12 protein-coding genes are annotated in these 16,084 nt (G+C 41.1%); 4 read left to right on the top strand and 8 right to left on the bottom strand.

Translation table 11 applies throughout. The features are described from left to right. Positions 1-803 precede the first annotated feature (803 nt). Positions 804-1,598 (bottom strand): restriction endonuclease subunit R, encoded by a 795-nt coding sequence (locus tag DKM50_05625; protein ID PZM80244.1) that lies wholly within the window; start codon positions 1,596-1,598, stop codon positions 804-806. Positions 1,599-1,828: 230 nt separating this feature from the next. On the opposite strand from DKM50_05625, the gene DKM50_05620 reads away from it, so the two are divergent. The 3 genes from DKM50_05620 (at position 1,829) to DKM50_05610 (ending at position 6,309) form a co-directional block, all read left to right on the top strand. Further along, positions 1,829-2,188, top strand: coding sequence for a hypothetical protein (locus tag DKM50_05620; protein PZM80243.1), 360 nt, complete (start codon positions 1,829-1,831; stop codon positions 2,186-2,188). A gap of 658 nt (positions 2,189-2,846) precedes the next feature. After that, positions 2,847-4,571, top strand: a complete 1,725-nt coding sequence (locus DKM50_05615) for a hypothetical protein (protein PZM80242.1) — start codon at positions 2,847-2,849, stop codon at positions 4,569-4,571. Further along, on the top strand, positions 4,552-6,309 hold the full coding sequence (locus DKM50_05610) for an ABC transporter ATP-binding protein (GenBank protein PZM80241.1): 1,758 nt from the start codon (positions 4,552-4,554) through the stop codon (positions 6,307-6,309). The genes DKM50_05615 and DKM50_05610 overlap by 20 nt, the downstream gene beginning before the upstream one ends. 18 nt (positions 6,310-6,327) lie before the next feature. On the opposite strand, the gene DKM50_05605 is transcribed toward DKM50_05610, so the two are convergent. From DKM50_05605 to DKM50_05580, 6 genes are all read right to left on the bottom strand, one after another. Continuing rightward, complete coding sequence (locus DKM50_05605) at positions 6,328-6,597, bottom strand: Lrp/AsnC family transcriptional regulator (GenBank protein ID PZM80240.1); 270 nt, start codon at positions 6,595-6,597, stop codon at positions 6,328-6,330. Between the two features lie 20 nt (positions 6,598-6,617). Further along, the gene (locus tag DKM50_05600) at positions 6,618-7,319 is read right to left on the bottom strand and encodes a hypothetical protein (protein PZM80239.1); all 702 of its coding nucleotides are present in this window, start codon (positions 7,317-7,319) and stop codon (positions 6,618-6,620) included. Positions 7,320-7,379: 60 nt separating this feature from the next. After that, positions 7,380-8,288 (bottom strand): hypothetical protein, encoded by a 909-nt coding sequence (locus DKM50_05595; GenBank protein ID PZM80238.1) that lies wholly within the window; start codon positions 8,286-8,288, stop codon positions 7,380-7,382. Positions 8,289-8,463: 175 nt separating this feature from the next. Next, complete coding sequence (locus DKM50_05590; protein PZM80237.1) at positions 8,464-10,161, bottom strand: retaining beta-glycosidase; 1,698 nt, start codon at positions 10,159-10,161, stop codon at positions 8,464-8,466. Positions 10,162-10,260: 99 nt separating this feature from the next. Further along, entirely contained in the window at positions 10,261-11,193 is a 933-nt protein-coding gene (rnhC, locus tag DKM50_05585) for a ribonuclease HIII (protein PZM80236.1), read from the bottom strand. Positions 11,194-11,234: 41 nt separating this feature from the next. After that, positions 11,235-13,949: a hypothetical protein gene (locus tag DKM50_05580; protein PZM80235.1), complete on the bottom strand. Its 2,715-nt coding sequence runs from the start codon at positions 13,947-13,949 to the stop codon at positions 11,235-11,237. A gap of 312 nt (positions 13,950-14,261) precedes the next feature. Here DKM50_05580 and DKM50_05575 point away from each other — a divergent pair, with 312 nt between their 5' ends. Further along, positions 14,262-14,891 (top strand): threonylcarbamoyl-AMP synthase, encoded by a 630-nt coding sequence (locus tag DKM50_05575; protein ID PZM80234.1) that lies wholly within the window; start codon positions 14,262-14,264, stop codon positions 14,889-14,891. 81 nt (positions 14,892-14,972) lie between these two features. Here the strand turns inward: DKM50_05575 and DKM50_05570 are convergent, their stop codons facing one another. Further along, positions 14,973-16,043: a hypothetical protein gene (locus tag DKM50_05570; protein PZM80233.1), complete on the bottom strand. Its 1,071-nt coding sequence runs from the start codon at positions 16,041-16,043 to the stop codon at positions 14,973-14,975. Between the last annotated feature and the right edge of the window lie 41 nt (positions 16,044-16,084).

Here is a 16,084-nt window from a genome sequence, read left to right as displayed (position 1 = left end):
ATTACCTGGACAGCATGAATCTGAATCCCATGGACACCACATCTGAATCGACTGGATACCTTGTTTCTGAATCACCTGGCGCCTTGCGCCTGAATCTGCAGTTTGGAAATCGTATAGCTTTGACCTAGAATTCACAACCAACTTAGAATGATTTTATAGCAGATGGAAGTAATAAAAACCTGGTTTAGACAACTTAAATAAAAAGGTCGCTGTTCACTTTAGGAAAAATACAACGAAATAAAAATTAATAGACCAAAAACGGAATTAAACTTTAAGGAAAAGAAAAGAATAAAGCGACCTTTTCTCTTGAGGAACAATTAAAGTAAAAAGGCTATTTTGAGTTTCATTTAATTTTTTAGTTCTAATATTTCATTTATTACATCTGGGTTACTTCGCTCAATTTCTATTCCACGTGTATTATGACTTGTTGATATATAAAGTTTTTTTAAATTAATATCTATAAATTGATCTATATTCTCTGATTCCAGATAAAAAAATCTTTACTATTTGATCACTTCTTTCTCCCAGCTTCACTAAAAAGTTGCTCCGGTCCACTTGTTATTTACTCAATCCTAAGTTGTTGCTTTTTATTTAATATTTAAATTTTGCTCTAGCAATTCGTATATTTTATTTAAAATTTTACTTATTTTATCTAACGTTAATAGAATTCCTGCTAAAGATATTGTAATTAAAAAATACCAAAACATAATTCCTTACTTTCTCCTGGTTTCATTGAAAAGGCTCACCAAGACTATTTTAGTTTACTCAATCTCCTGCGGTTGTTTTTCATTTAATAATCGCTATCATACAGAAACAGCCTCTACTTTAATTTTGCTTGCTGCTGATTCTTGTTTTTTATAGAATCGTTTCATTCTTGCCTGGGCTTTAATTGCTTCATCGCCTTCGATAACGTCTCTTTTTAGCACCTCAGAGGACAACATCTTTTGGATTTGGTCATTATCTACTTTAATTCCGGCGTTTAGCTTTTTAAGTTCCTTTTTAATCGTGTTAACCACATTTTCGTTCAAAATTATTGCGCCTACGATAAAACGGTTAAAACTCTGAACTTTTTCATGGAAATCTTCTCTGGCGTCTTTACTAAGACCCTCTTTGCTGATAATAAAAAGTTTTTCTTGATCGACTTCTTTTTTATGGTTAATTTCTAAAAAATTGAATGAACAGACAAGATCATAGTTGATAGGTTTTTCGAATCGAATTTTGTATATTTCCCATGAAATCCCGTTAGTTAATATTACCCAGGGAATTCCGTGGTTCGCACCATAATCGATAGCTTGTCTTAGATGATTTTCTTTAAGCTCTATGCCAATTGCTTTGGCTTCGATCAGATACTGAATGTTATTATCAACCTTAATCGCTAAGTCACAGTAGGTGCTTCTAATGGCAAGTTCTCTGGTTATTTCAAGATATTTATCGTATCCAAGGACATCTGCAAGGATGTCAGTTATTATTGATACCGTGTCAGACTCATTAACGTCCCTATCCTTAGCCAGCCTTAATATGCCTTGGAATTTAGAAACATTCTTAGAAAACCGATCAATTGTCTTTTTTGATAAAACCGCCATCTGACATACCTCCATATAATAATATTAATAATTAGCATTATACTATATTTATGCACAAATAACACATTCTTTTGCTCGCTCGGAGCTTGCTTGGCAAGAAATTAGTGGGTGGATCAGCTTTGCGCTTCGCCTCATCCGGTGCAAGCTGTTGATTGACTTCTATCTGGTATCATGTGCACCGCCTTCTCCATCTGAGGACGGAGAAGGCTTAGAGGTACAGTGATTGCACATGCTATAATTAAAATATGCCGAAGATAACCAACAGAGTAAGAGATATGAGAAAACACGCTACGAAAGCAGAGGATATACTCTGGCAGGCAATCCGTGGGAGCAAACTGGGCGAAAAATTCATTCGACAGAAACCTTTTACATTTGAATATAATGAAGTGCAGAGAACCTTTATTGCAGACTTCTATTGTAGCAAGGCTAAACTTATCATCGAAGTAGATGGACATATCCATGATGACCAGAAAGAATACGACGAACTGAGAACGGAAATAATAAAATTGTTAGGAATGAAAGTAATCAGATTCACGAATGAACAGGTAATCAACGATATCGAAAAGGTAAAACAGGTTATAAAAGAATACCTAGGTACCACCTAAGCCTTCTCCGTTATCTAATCAGGTTCCATTGTCTCCCTTCTCCGCGCGTGGAGAGGGCTGGGGTGAGGCGGATGGAGAAGGCAGCGGAGCAATAAATCTATTGAGAAGCAGACTCTCATTTCCGCTGGATGAGGCTAACGAATAAACCGTTTGTTACTACACTATATTTTTATCCCCCAGCCAATAAAATGCCTTCTACCTCCCCATCTAATCATAGCCCGGATGGGCTATACGCTTAAGCAAGCTGTCTGAGTCATTGCTATAAGGCTGTGCCACTAGTATTCGTATAAAAACCAAAATTTGTTTTGACACAGCCTTCTAGCAGGACGAGTTCTTGCGCTCAGAGGGTGCAGGGATACCTCCCTGCTGCACGAATCCCAAAGGTGCTTGCATTAGCATCTTTGGGCCTAGGTTCAGGAGCGGCAGCGTCCTAACATCTATAATTCAATAAGTAATAAGCCTCGTCAAATTTCACAAAAATCCACCACAAAAAAAAACTACCAACTAAGCCTTCTCCGTCCTCAGATGGAGAAGGCAGCGGAGCAATAAATCTATTGAGAAACAGACTCTCATTTCCGCTGGATGAGGCAAAGGGATACCCTATTAATTCCCTCCCAAAATTGGTATAATACCTAAGCTTTTATCACAAGAGAGAACAATGCTACTAACCAGCCCGCTAATAAAAAAATATATCTACCTCTACCGGTACAAACTCGCCCTCGGCAGCCTCTTTGTTATCGCTACTAACCTATTCATTCTCCTCATCCCACGCACCTTCAAATACGCCGTCGATGCCATAAGAGACTACCAGATGCCCGCACTCCTCCATTCCGTAGAATTAATTCTAGTCTATGCACTTCTCGCGGGGATATCGCGCTTCTTCATGCGGAACATCCTCTTCTCGGCAGGAAGATATATCGAACAGGACATTCGTAACGATTTTTTTGAACAGCTGCTACGGCTCCCGCAATCATATTATCAGCAGATGAAAGCCGGTGACCTGCTCAGTCGTGCCCTTCATGATATGGACCATCTGCGCTACCTCTTCGGACACGTAACCATGCATGTAACAAACATTATTTCGCTCTACCTCTTTGCGGTAGTTTCGCTTGCGACTATCTATCTACCGCTAACTATACTAGCGATCATTCCCTTTCCGCTGCTGTTCCTGGCAACAAGATATTACTCAAAAATCTTCTTTTCCCAGTACAAGGAAGTAATGGAGAAAATGGCAACCATCACAGTATCCTTACAAGAAATCTTCTCGTCCATTTCAGCAATCAAAGCCTATACCCGTGAAGAGCATGTCCGGGAACGTTTTGTTACCGCAAACGACGGTTACGTTCAGTCTAACCTTAAACTAGTTAAGACCAGCAGTATGTACCACCCATTTATCAGTTTATTCACATCATTATCAGCAATTATAATCTTGTGGCTTGGCGGAATCCTGGTTATTAAGGGGACAATGTCGCTCGGCTCTTTTGTGGCATTTAACGGAACACTCGTTTTTCTTATACAACCAACGATTTTTATCGGTTGGGTGGTTAACCTCTACCAGCGCAGCAGAGCATCGGTAGCAAGAATTGAAGAAGTCTTATATCATCCGGAGATCATCGAGAATGCACCGGAAACAGATTATTCAATCACCGAATTGCCCGGCGACATTACTATCAGGAACCTATCGTACACGTATTCAGGCTCTAGTGCAGAAGTCCTTACAGACATTAACATTGAGATCAAATCTGGACAGATGGTAGCCCTGATCGGCGAAGTCGGATCCGGCAAAAGCTCACTGTTGCAGGTAATGCAGCGGATCTACAACCCTCCCAGAAGTACCGTGTTTTTTGATACCAATGAACTCTATACCATCCCGTTATCGACATTATATAGCGAGACATCCTATGTTTCTCAGGAACCGATTATCTTTTCCGGGACAATAAGAGAAAACATCGCCTACTATAATCCGGAACTTCCGTTTTCGGACATTCAGGCAGCAGCAGTCTTCGCGTATCTGGAAAAAGACATCCTCAGTTTTGATCAAGGATATGACACGATCGTCGGCGAACATGGAATTACACTCTCCGGTGGACAGAAACAACGCCTGGCAATAGCCAGGGCAATAATCAAAAAACCCAAGGTACTCTTCATCGACAACGCGTTATCATCAGTTGATACCGAGACAGAAGAGCATATACTAAGAAACCTCCTGACCTTAAAAAGCACCATGACCACGCTCATTGTCGCGCACCGGGTTTCAACGCTCAAGCACTGCGATAATATTATTCTCATGGACCAGGGCAAGATCGTTGCCCAAGGAACCCATGAAGCCCTGTTAGAAAAAAATAATCTCTACAAAGTAATTTATGAAAAACAAAAATTATAGTAACTATCCATTATTAAAGCTTCTCCCCTACCTTCGCAGCTACAAAAGGGAGCTGATCTATGTCTTCGCCTTTATTGCCTTTCTGCTTACAGTGCAGCTAGTCCGTCCATTACTTATCAAATTAGCAATAGATAAGTACATCATGACAAAAAACATCACAGGACTTACCTGGGTTGTCAGCCTGTTCATCGTATTCCTGTGCCTGGAATTCCTGTTCTCCTATGCCCAGACATATTACACTGAGCTCGTCAGTCAAAAAATAATGGCAAAATTACGGCTCAACGTCTTCCAGAAAATCGAGCATCAGAGCATGTCGTTCTTCGACAAGAACAAAGTCGGAGGGCTTATCAGCCGAATAACCACTGATATCGATAACCTTGAAGAAATGTTCACAACCGGACTAATCGATACGGTTATTAAACTGGGAATGATCCTTATCATCATAGTTATTATTTTCTATCTCAATGTCAAACTGGCACTATTCACCATAGCATGTATGCCGGTAACTCTCAGCGTCTTCTATCTATTCTCGGGATACGTGATTGCCCGGTACCGCGAGCTTCGCAGGCTGGCAGCCCAGTTCTCAGGATATCTCCAGGAGAACATAGGCAACATGAAAATCATTCAGGTTTTTAACCAGGAAGAACGACATAAAGAACAGTTCAGGGAAATTAACAGGAATGTCTCTACTGTTAACAATAAGATTATTTTCTCGTTTGCCCTCCTCTTCCCGATGATCGAGATATCGTCGTCATTCACGACGGCAGCTATCCTCTGGTATGGAGGATTGAGCATATTCGCAGGTCTTATGACCATCGGTACGCTGATAGCTTTCCTTGAATATGTCCAGAAACTCTTTAATCCGTTAAAAGAAATATCCGAACGCTATAACGTCATACAGAGTGCTACAGCTTCAGCAGAACGAATTTTCGGGCTTCTGGAAAGCTCTGACCATCTCATCCATGACGGCACGGAAGTTCTCAACGCCACTTCTGGCGCAATAGATCTCAATGACGTCTGGTTTGCTTATATTAGAAATGATTGGGTCATTAAAGGACTCTCGTTAAGCATCCAACCCGGAGAAAAGATCGCGATAATCGGCGCAACCGGCTCCGGCAAAAGCACCATCCTCAAACTACTGCTAAGGTTCTATGAACTCCAAAAAGGCAGTATCCGCATTGACGGGCATGACATTCGCGAGCTCACGCAGCATTCACTAAGGTCCAAGTTCGGGTACATAACACAAGACCCGTATCTCTTTTCCGATACAGTTGCCAATAACATAAGACTTTTTGACCAAGCGATAGATCATGAGGCAATCCAAAACGCAGCAGGATTTACCGGTTCGGCTTCGTTTATCGAGCGACTGCCAGATACATATTCGCATGTACTGTCAGAACGAGGCAGCAATCTATCTGTCGGCGAAAAACAGCTGCTCTCACTATCCCGCCTGGCAGCGATCAATCCGCCAATATTCATGCTCGACGAAGCTACCGCCCATATAGATGTCGTAACTGAAGCACTAATCGAAGACAACCTGCAAAAGATCATGGAATCCCGAACCTCTATCGTCGTGGCACACCGCCTCTCCACCATCAAATCCGTCGACCGGATTATTGTTATGGACAAAGGTCGTATTGTTGAAGACGGGAAACACGAAGATCTGCTAGCCAGAAAAGGCTTCTATTATACCCTCTATAAATACCAGTACAAATTCGAAACAGCCATAGAGAGCTGAAAATCTCACTACTCCATATTACAGGGAAAACATTCGATCAAGATCATGCTGAGAATGTACCTGAAAGGCAGTTAAGGTTTCTGATTTAATTATTCCCTCGATATTAATCAACCCCGAAGTAACCAGGTCTGCCAGTTTATCCTGATCTTTTACCCGGATGATAGCAACAAGATCATATCTACCAGCCACAGAATAGACTTCACTGATTCCGTCAATATCGGCAAGTGCCCCGGCAACCTGATTGATTTTATTTCTCTCAACATTAAAAAGAATTATCGCGTTTAGCATAGGCAACCTCCATTCTCAACCTAAAAGTTGGTTACTAATTCTTGTAGCTTCATACTATTAGCTATAGTTACCAGAATATCCCCGGAACCTATATAACTTCCTTCTAAAGTAACACTAACTTTTTCTCCGACTTGAACCGTCAATGTACCGGATTTATTCTCTTTGCTATATTCCAAAACTCCGGTATACCCTTTAACTCTTACACTCTTTACCCCATTTCCGGCAGATCCACCGAACATTTTCCCCAGAGCGGACATACTCCCCATCTTGCCCATGATTCCGCCGACAGATATCTTTAAATTAATATAGGGGGCATTATAATTTTCATCAGCATTTTCTTCATCATTTTGATCTTTTTTGTTTTTCTTGTTATTGGTATCTTGTGATGGCGACAACCCAATATATCTTGCCTCAGCCATTATTGTTCCCGCACCTCCGACTATAGCACCAGCCTGCCCTAAACCCTGAGAACTTTTGCTCTCTATATTGAATCCTTTTGGAGCATCAGGAACGTATGCGACGAGTCTTTCTGCCTGTATCTCATTAATCTTTGACAAAGCGTACTCTATCTCTTCCACGGCCCTAGAATAATCCTTTTTAAAAAGTAATTCCTTGGCATTATCCAAACTATCAATCGTTTCCTGTCCGATATCTGCTATAACTGTCCCTGCTGTTATTGCTGTACCTATAACCAATGTTAATACAAGTAATTTTATTTTCATACATTAATCTCCGATTTCTAAGAATTATAAATAAAAAAATGATTTAAACCACGCTAAAAACTAATCAGAAACTGCCATACCTTTTGTAATGCCCTCACCTTTTATAACCTTACAAATTGACATTTTATCTTTAACAGTGACAACCTGTACCTCGCCTGCAATCTCCACACTCTGGTCCAGCAATTCACCGGTATCAGGATCTCTGACTTCATTCAACTCGCCCACTTTAAAAATCTTTCCGGTAGTTACGCCTTCTCGTTGTCCGCGATTGATATAGACCTTGTCGTCTTTAACCATTGCGACAGACCCTGTCCAAGGAATATCCGGCAATTTTGATATCAGGTAATCAACCCCTTCTTTAACTGCGATCTCGATTACCTTCCCTTCATTCGACTTGCTGAATGCCTCGATGTTCCCGGAGAACCCGTCTTTATAGCCATCAAAAGAAACTCCGTTGTTACTTATCTCTCCGTAACATTTCTTGGAAGCGAGAACCTGTCCGGTACTAGAATCGATAACGTATATTACAGCGTTCACTTCTGATTTACTGGCGCTCAATCCAACATTAAAACCGCCAAAACCCACTCCGGTAGAGCCACCGCTTGTGCCACTCTCAAAGTGAGTAATCTCTCCTTTAATAAGTAATTGTGCAGGTGTCATCTGTCCGGAAACTACCTTTTTTCCTCCGCCAGCCGCACGGTCACTCGCAGCAAAATCCTGTTCGGTAATTGCTGCCTGTCTCATTTCTTTTTCCCCCAGGACTATGAACCTGCCAGTCTCAGTTAAAGCATCCGTAAGTATAGCTGCCCAGGCATCCCCGAGATTCCAACTCCCTCCCCACCCTGTTTTATCCTCAAAAGTGGTAACCGCGATGGAATATCGCAACCCTTTTGCATCGGCACCAAAAACAAAAGGACACCCGCACATTAACACCACTACTAAAACAACCAGTATTTTTCTGATATTCATAACAAATCCCTCCTTAGTATATTATTCATACAATAGAGGATAAAACATAATCATGTCAAGAAATAGCGTAAAATTTACAAGTCATTGTGGGTTATTTACTAATGAAAATACCTTTAAGTTCCTTCGACAATGATAGACTATGCTCAAGATACCGGTAATTATTGGCTGGCAATTATCAATCGGATACGGGAATTTTCTTCTTGAAAAGATCTATTAGCGTGGTATTAGCTTGTGAAATGTCAGGCAATCCTTCAGGATTATTAAATATGCCAAATGCAGACTCATGATATGCATGGTAGGTATAATGAACTTTGTAGCGGTTAAACAGATCGAGCATATCGCTGACCCAGCTCTCGCCGCCTTTACCGGAACTAAAGCAATCCTGATACAATCCCCATTCGCCAACGTAAACCGGCACGTTGTTAGTTTTACCAAAGTCTATAAACCGCTTAAGCTCTGATTCTAAATATTCCTTATCCCTCGGCATGGCTTGTCTTCGGGCAGGACTCTGTTCAAATACTATCCCCAGTTGGCATTGTGCATCGCTATTAATCCTCTCGCCTTTCATCCATCCCTCGATGGAATAGGAATAATTTGTTCTTACGGCAAATCGAAACTTGTTATTATAACAATTTGCTGCTCCGGTAGTATCGGAGACCATGAGCGAAGCAGAGTCTTTATGTCCTGTAGCTTTATCAACAACAGAACATCCACTTTGATCATCACTCCATAGTTGCCAGTCGTTTTCAGGTTTAATATTAATCTCACAGGCGTTTTTGACGAAATTACCTTTTTCATCAAATTCCTTGACAACAAAATCATCAAAATAAGCATTTCCGGAATTCTTACAGGAAACAAGCAATGGTTTTCCTGCTATTATTGTTGGATCGGTAATCTTTAACTGTTTCCCTTTATAGAATGTCCAATCGCTATTGCCAACAGGCAAGTACGGACTATTAAAATTCCTGGCGACCCACGTTGCATCTTGTGGCACTTCCAGCCAATTCCTATCCGGGTATGCACCCCCCTCCCCAAAGCTTGTCCAGGAAGTATTTTGATGGGTGTACTCAATAGGGTTGTAGTAATGGAATGTATACATAGTATTTTCGTCATTCACGAGAAAAAGATTAATACTGCTATACGTCTCCCATTTACCAGCGATTCCATTAAGTCTCTCAACGATGATGAGATGATTAATATCTTCCGACCTGATAGCATCGACTGTCTCTTGTGCTAGTTCTTTCCATTGATCGATCGACTGAGAAGTCACCGGCTCGTTTAAGATATCATAGCCGGCAATAACCGGCTCATTTTTGTACTTTTTAGCGATCGCTTTCCAAAGTTTTTTGAACCGATCCTGATTCTCTTTTTTATCCCATAACTCCAGTCCCTCTCCATTGGATTGGAACCCGCCGGGCGGCACGTGCATATTCAGGATTAAATAAATGCCGTGTTGTTTTGCCATTTCAATGTTATCGTCGAGCCACGCCCAGCACTCGTTGCTATATTGTTTTTTATTATTGTCTTTGAAAAAAAATGAATAATTGAGGTAGAACCTGATAGCGTTCATATTCATATCTTTTACACGTTGATAATCACTTACTGAATGATGGAACGAGGGAATACCGGCGCCATCCCATACATAATTCCCAAAGCAGACGCCTTTAAGCCAAATAGGTTCGTCATTTTTTCCTATGACCAGTTCTGTTCCTTTTCTATGGATGAAGGATGATTTGTCGATTTCTGTAAGACTATTTTGATTAAGCGGTTCGGAACAATGGCTGATTCCAGTCAGAATAAATAAAAAAACGAAAATTAATGATTTTATTTTCATATCTACTATATTATTACAATATAATATATTAAAAATCAAGCTGGGAAAAGATTATTTTAATGGGATGCTCACTCTCCCAAACCCTGGTGATTAAGGTTGAGCTTATGTGAAATAATTGACAGTTAGATGATTACGTGACTAAAGAATGCTCTCAAGGGTTTTAAAGTGCATTTTTGCTACTTGGTTCAGGTTTTCTTTTCCTTGTTCTTTTATGAACTGCTTTCCGGTTGCGATAACCTTTGGGGATGCGCCGCCTTTGCCAAATTCAAAGCCATATTGTTTTTCATAAGCGGAAAGGGTATTTAAAAAGCGCGCCCTGGCGATAACCGATGCAGCAGCTACGGCAATATGCGATTCAGCTTTAGTTCTTTGTATCAGTTTGACTTGTTTACCTTTTTCTTTCAGGCGCGATTTGATTACGGCATCATCGGCAAATTTATCAGAGAGGACGGTATCACACGGTTGCTTTTCCAGTACCTTTTCTATGGTTGTTGCATGTGCCCAGCCCATGATCGAGTTCAGGTTTCTGGATTTTTCGTACATTTCATTATATTTGGGGTTACCGATGGCAATTATCGCATATGGACAGATTTGTTCGATTTTAATTGCCAATTCCAGAACTTGTTTGTCGCTTGTTAATTTGCAGTCTTTAACTCCAAGTATTTCCAGTATTTTGGCAATACGCTCATCGCAATATACCCCGGCAACGACTAAAGGCCCAAAAAAGTCTCCTTTTCCGGATTCATCAGTTCCGATGATCGGAAGTAAATCGTTTATATCGCTGTTTACAACCTCGTCGCATGGGTTCTTTTCTGAGCGTGGCAGCGGAAAAAGTGAGAGCGCTGATCCTATTATTTGTTTAATTGATTCGTTGGTTACTTGTGACAGATCAAGTGAAATGCCTTTTTTTTTGCTTTCATAGATCCTAAGAGTATTAGTCAAACCGTTCAGATCTACGCTAAACTGTACCCCGTAGTTGATTTCTTTATAAGGATCACAAAGCAGTCCTGCTGGTTCTAAAATAGCCTTTAGTTGCTGATAATAATCATATTTGTCTTTTGCCTGGATCATAGATGTTAGTATAGCAGTGGATAGTGAGTAATGGCTAGTTACTAGAAAAGAATTTTGCGCAGCTCACTAAAATCGATCTTTTTATCTTCCAGCGAGTCGATATCAATAATCTCTGCTAATAACTGACGTTTCTGTTCTTGCAATTCCTGGATTTTTTCTTCAATTGTGCCTTCGGTAATAAGCTTATAGACAATAACTTTATTCTTCTGGCCCATACGATGTACCCGGTCAGTGGCCTGGGATTCGATAGCCGGGTTCCACCAGGGATCAAGATGGATAACGTAGTCCGCCGCTGTAAGATTAATCCCGACCCCTCCAGCTTTTAAGGATATAATAAACAGGCCCGATCCCGCGCTGTTCTGAAACGAATCGATTATATCCATTCGCTTCTTACCGGAAACACTACCATCAATCCTGTACAGATCAATACCGGTCTCCTTTGCCCAGGCTTCAATAATATCAAGCATATTCGTAAACTGCGTAAAAAGAACGATTTTATGTCCTTCTTCCAGCAATTCGCTTATTTTTTCCTGAGCCAATTCAAACTTACTGGAAGGGATATCCTGCCCGCGCAGTTCCTGAAGTAACGCCGGATGGATACATACCTGCCGGAGCTTTAAGAGTGTGGTCAGAATATTCAGCCGCTCATTTTTACCGGTACTATTTTTAATTCCTGCCCTCCCGGCTTTTAGAACGGTTTCGTAAAGACACTTCTGAGCCTCTGTCATCGGGCATTTCATAATAATCTCAGTCTTCTCCGGCAGAGACAGGAGCACTTCTTTTTTTTCACGTCTGAGGACAAAGGGCCTGATCTTGGTTTTGAGGATATCGCGACTGCCGCCACCCAATGCTAATTCGAACTGGCGCATTGTGCCGAGATAGTCAGGCATGACAAAATCAAACAGGTTCCACAGATCTTGCAGGTGATTCTCAATTGGGGTTCCGGTCATAGCCAGTTTAAAGGTGGAGTTGAGAGATTTAACTGCTTTAGAGATTTGTGTCGCCGGATTCTTGATATATTGGGCTTCATCGATAAAAATAGCTTTAAAGGAAATTGAGCGAAACCAATCGATATCATTTTTAATAACGCCAAAGGAACTGATAATGAAATCCGTTTCCTGCAACACTTCAAGATGTTTGAACCTATCCTGCCCGGTATAAGCTATAACATTCATGTGAGGTGCGAATTTCTGTATTTCCTTTACCCAGTTATACATAACATTGGTTGGCCCGATAACTAAACATGGCCCGCTAGCTTTAAGCTGATCGGCAAAAGCAATTGTCTGAACAGTTTTGCCAAGCCCCATATCATCGGCAAGAACGCCCCCCATCCCAGCAGAGTGTAGAAAATTGAGCCAGTTCAGTCCGAACTGCTGATAATCGCGCAACTCACCCTTGAACCGGGAACTTGGTTTAATATTCGCAGTCGTGTTCATGTGCTGGATTCGATGAACCAAATCCTTTGACTGGACATCGGTTCCTTTTACTTTTGTCTCAAGTATAAGCGGTAGGATTTCAGCTTTACCGAACTTTTTCCCGGCTTTAAGAGCGCCGAATTGGGTCAGCATATTAATTTCTTCCCGTGATTTTTCCGTTACTTTAAGATACCCGGACTTTGTTTTCACATAGCCTTGGTTCTGGACCATTAATCTTGCCAGTTCCTGGAGCTGGAAGGTTTGGCCGTTAATCTCGCAGGCAGGCTCAAAATAGAACCAATCAATCGTGCCCTCTTTTATTTGTTTAATATTGAATTCAAGCTCTGCCGGCTGATCTATTATATTATAATCAGGCACATCAGAATGAATGATCCAATCCCTTTCCCTTAAAACGGGAATAAGCTTGTCCAGAAACCTGGCAATATCACTTGGGCTGCGCAGCATAAATGGCAGGTTGTGTTCCAAAAACAGGTCCATAATATCCTGCTGGTAAATATCCTCCAGGTCTTTCATGCGGTTCATTATCCTACCGGTTTTAGTGTCGGTAATAACACTCGCGGCAAAATCAGGGGTTATGATCTCTTCCCGGTATTTATAGGAAAGCAACGAAATAAGACAGCTGTCTTTCTCAGTAATGGTCAGCATAGGAAACGGCGGATCGTCCACCGGCACAAAATCCGCAAAATCAGCTTTTATCTGCCAATTGATCCGGTCTTTATTGTGTTTATAGGTATTATTTATGAAGGCTACAGCTTGCTGGCTATTGAAAATAATTTTTTCTTTGTCCAGGAACTGGTCGAGAAAATCCAATAACTGGCTAGAGGGATTATAGGTAATATGTCCGTTAGAGAAAATATATAAATCCTTCTCCGCTCGAAAAATCAGCCAGGCTAAGGGATTATTAAGCCAGGCCTGGCGGTCCGCAAGCTCACAATTCAATTGATCCCGGTTCTGATTCACATGCAGGGTGAGAGGGATTACTTCCGACCAGGTTATCGGCATATGCGTTCGATTACAATTCCAATACAAACTGATTTTATAATGACGGGCACGTTTTAAAAAAATTGCCATTTCCGCATCAGTAGTGACAGCTCTGATAATTTCGTTGTTATAGCTTACTTTTTTCAACAGCTTGCCAAGAGTATAGGAGAACTCAGCATCCGGTTCAGCTAATTCATTTTCATTTTCGGAAAGAAAAGTAAGGAACGTTGACAGGGATAGATTGATTTCTTCATCTTTCCAGGTCGCTTGTAGCCGAAGTAGCAGTCGATCGGCGCTATCAAACAAAAACTCTATACCAAAACTAATTCTTTCTTTCATTTAGAAAATTATAGCAGACTATTTCACTCAAGAGAATCACACAGTACGTTAACAGACCTCTGTGCTCAGCTAGTGTGAATGATGGAGGGGCCCTGACTCGGGACTCTCTGTATTTTTTATTTTCGTGGTATAATATTTTTACCACAAATAAGAAAGGTTTTACTATGAATATCAGCGGTATAACTCTCTATATGAATAATATGGCAGATTCGCTGGTGTTTTACCGGATGATGTGTTGACAGTTAGCTCCTAGTGCAGTACATCTAACAAAAAGCATTCAAGAATATTCTAAACCACGGGGAATAATCTGCTATGGCGGAATTCATAAAATTATTCAATAAAAATCCTGATCCAAGGCTCGTCAGCAAAGTTGTTGATTGCCTTCAAACCGGCGGAGTAATAATTTATCCGACCGATACTGTTTATGGCATTGGCTGTGACATTTATAACCGCAAAGCAATAGAAAAAGTTGCACAAATCAAAGGCTTGAAAATAGAAAAAGCCAACTTTTCTTTTATCTGCTACGATTTAAGTCATATTTCTGATTACACTAAGCAACTGGACAAAACTACTTACAAGCTGCTTAGAAGGGCCCTGCCAGGACCTTTTACCTTTATTTTAAAAGCCAGCAGTAAAGTTCCTAAAATATTTGAATCACAGAAAAAAACAGTAGGCATCAGGATTCCTGACAATAATATAATCCTGACCATTGTTAAAGAGCTGGGAAATCCGATCCTTACATCATCAATACATGACGAAGATAGCATTATTGAATATTCAACGGACCCTGAATTGATATACGAAAAATATCAGGACCTCGTCGATATAGTAATTGATGGTGGTTGCGGAGGTAGTATTGCCTCAACAGTTGTAGATTGTTCAACTGATGCCGGGCCAATGCTTATTCGTCAGGGTAAAGGCAATCTCGATGAAATACTGTGATCGCGGAGTTTGCAATTTATTATCCTGGCTTTACATTGCAGGGCGTCGGAGCTCTCATTAAGCTATTAACCGAGGTCTTTCCTACCGCTTGCGATAAATAAAACTCCAGCTGTCTTCATAGGTTTCACCATTCGCGTTACGAGCGTAAATATGAGGAATATACTGTCCGGCTTGGGTCAGTTTGACAGGAATTTCCACGTGCCCGTTTTTTGGCGACAATACTATTTTACCCCAACGCGGCTCACGCAATGCCCATTCCCCGTCCTGGAAGTTATGAACATTAGGAATGTTGATACGCAGGGTCACTTCCGGAGTTTCCACAATACTCAGATTTTGCGGGCCATGGTTGGTGGAACTCAAACGCCTGGTAACAATCCGACTGGTAAAATAACCGATCGGTTCACCAGCACCGATCATTTGTCGGTTGAGGTTCATTGGATCACTATTTTGATCGTTGTTGGAGTTATTGACATTAAAAACCAGTCGATACCCCGCTTCCCGGAGTTTATCCGATACAGTTCGGTCCCAGAGTCCAAAGGGAACGGCAAAAGTTTGCACCTGCTTGCCGATATGGCTTTCAATGGTTGCTCGGGACTGGGCTATCTGAAGATTCAACCATTTATCTGGGTTTTTTTCTTTAACATAATCAGTGAGGAACGGATGCCAATAAGAATGGCTACCTATAGTCGCTCCATGGTCGGAAACCTCTTTCACTTCAGCCCAACTCATAAACCCATGCTTCGGTCCGGCTTGAATCCCGGTAGGATACACAAACAAAGTCCAAGGAATATTGCGGGCCCGCATTATCGGATAAGCTATAGTATAAACGCTGCGATTACCATCATCAAAAGTAACTACGGCAGCCTTGGAAGGAAGAGGTTTGTTTTTATAATAATAATCATCGACCTCCTGCATTGTGACAAAACGATATCCCTGTGCTGTTAAGGTATCCAATTGCTTCTTTAAAAGCGTGTCAGAAATCGTATACGGGGTTTTCAGGGTAGAATTAATCAGATGGTAACACAACACTACCAGCTGGGTCTCCGGACGGGCGGGAATAGTTGCAGCTTTTGATATTGCCACTGGGAAGGTTAAGGTCAATACAAGTCCGAGCAGTAATAAAGACCATCGTAAAAACTTAGAAAAATGCATGGATAAAACCTTTCTATCTTTTCATGGGAAGGAACAGCCTA

Source organism: Candidatus Margulisiibacteriota bacterium (assembly GCA_003242895.1).
Taxonomy (GTDB): Bacteria; Margulisbacteria; Riflemargulisbacteria; order GWF2-39-127; family GWF2-39-127; genus GWF2-39-127.
The sequence above is the reverse complement of the archived record's forward strand: the minus strand, read 5'-3'. Positions and strand labels throughout refer to the sequence as shown.

What these genes read in the sequence shown, in the direction of transcription:
- DKM50_05570 (PZM80233.1), bottom strand. Translation starts at nt 16,043, where the DNA reads ATGCATTTTTCTAAGTTTTTACGATGGTCTTTATTACTGCTCGGACTT.
- DKM50_05620 (PZM80243.1), top strand. Translation starts at nt 1,829, where the DNA reads ATGCCGAAGATAACCAACAGAGTAAGAGATATGAGAAAACACGCTACG.
- rnhC (PZM80236.1), bottom strand. Translation starts at nt 11,193, where the DNA reads ATGATCCAGGCAAAAGACAAATATGATTATTATCAGCAACTAAAGGCT.
- DKM50_05600 (PZM80239.1), bottom strand. Translation starts at nt 7,319, where the DNA reads ATGAAAATAAAATTACTTGTATTAACATTGGTTATAGGTACAGCAATA.
- DKM50_05575 (PZM80234.1), top strand. Translation starts at nt 14,262, where the DNA reads ATGGCGGAATTCATAAAATTATTCAATAAAAATCCTGATCCAAGGCTC.
- DKM50_05605 (PZM80240.1), bottom strand. Translation starts at nt 6,597, where the DNA reads ATGCTAAACGCGATAATTCTTTTTAATGTTGAGAGAAATAAAATCAAT.
- DKM50_05615 (PZM80242.1), top strand. Translation starts at nt 2,847, where the DNA reads ATGCTACTAACCAGCCCGCTAATAAAAAAATATATCTACCTCTACCGG.
- DKM50_05625 (PZM80244.1), bottom strand. Translation starts at nt 1,598, where the DNA reads ATGGAGGTATGTCAGATGGCGGTTTTATCAAAAAAGACAATTGATCGG.
- DKM50_05610 (PZM80241.1), top strand. Translation starts at nt 4,552, where the DNA reads ATGAAAAACAAAAATTATAGTAACTATCCATTATTAAAGCTTCTCCCC.
- DKM50_05580 (PZM80235.1), bottom strand. Translation starts at nt 13,949, where the DNA reads ATGAAAGAAAGAATTAGTTTTGGTATAGAGTTTTTGTTTGATAGCGCC.
- DKM50_05595 (PZM80238.1), bottom strand. Translation starts at nt 8,288, where the DNA reads ATGAATATCAGAAAAATACTGGTTGTTTTAGTAGTGGTGTTAATGTGC.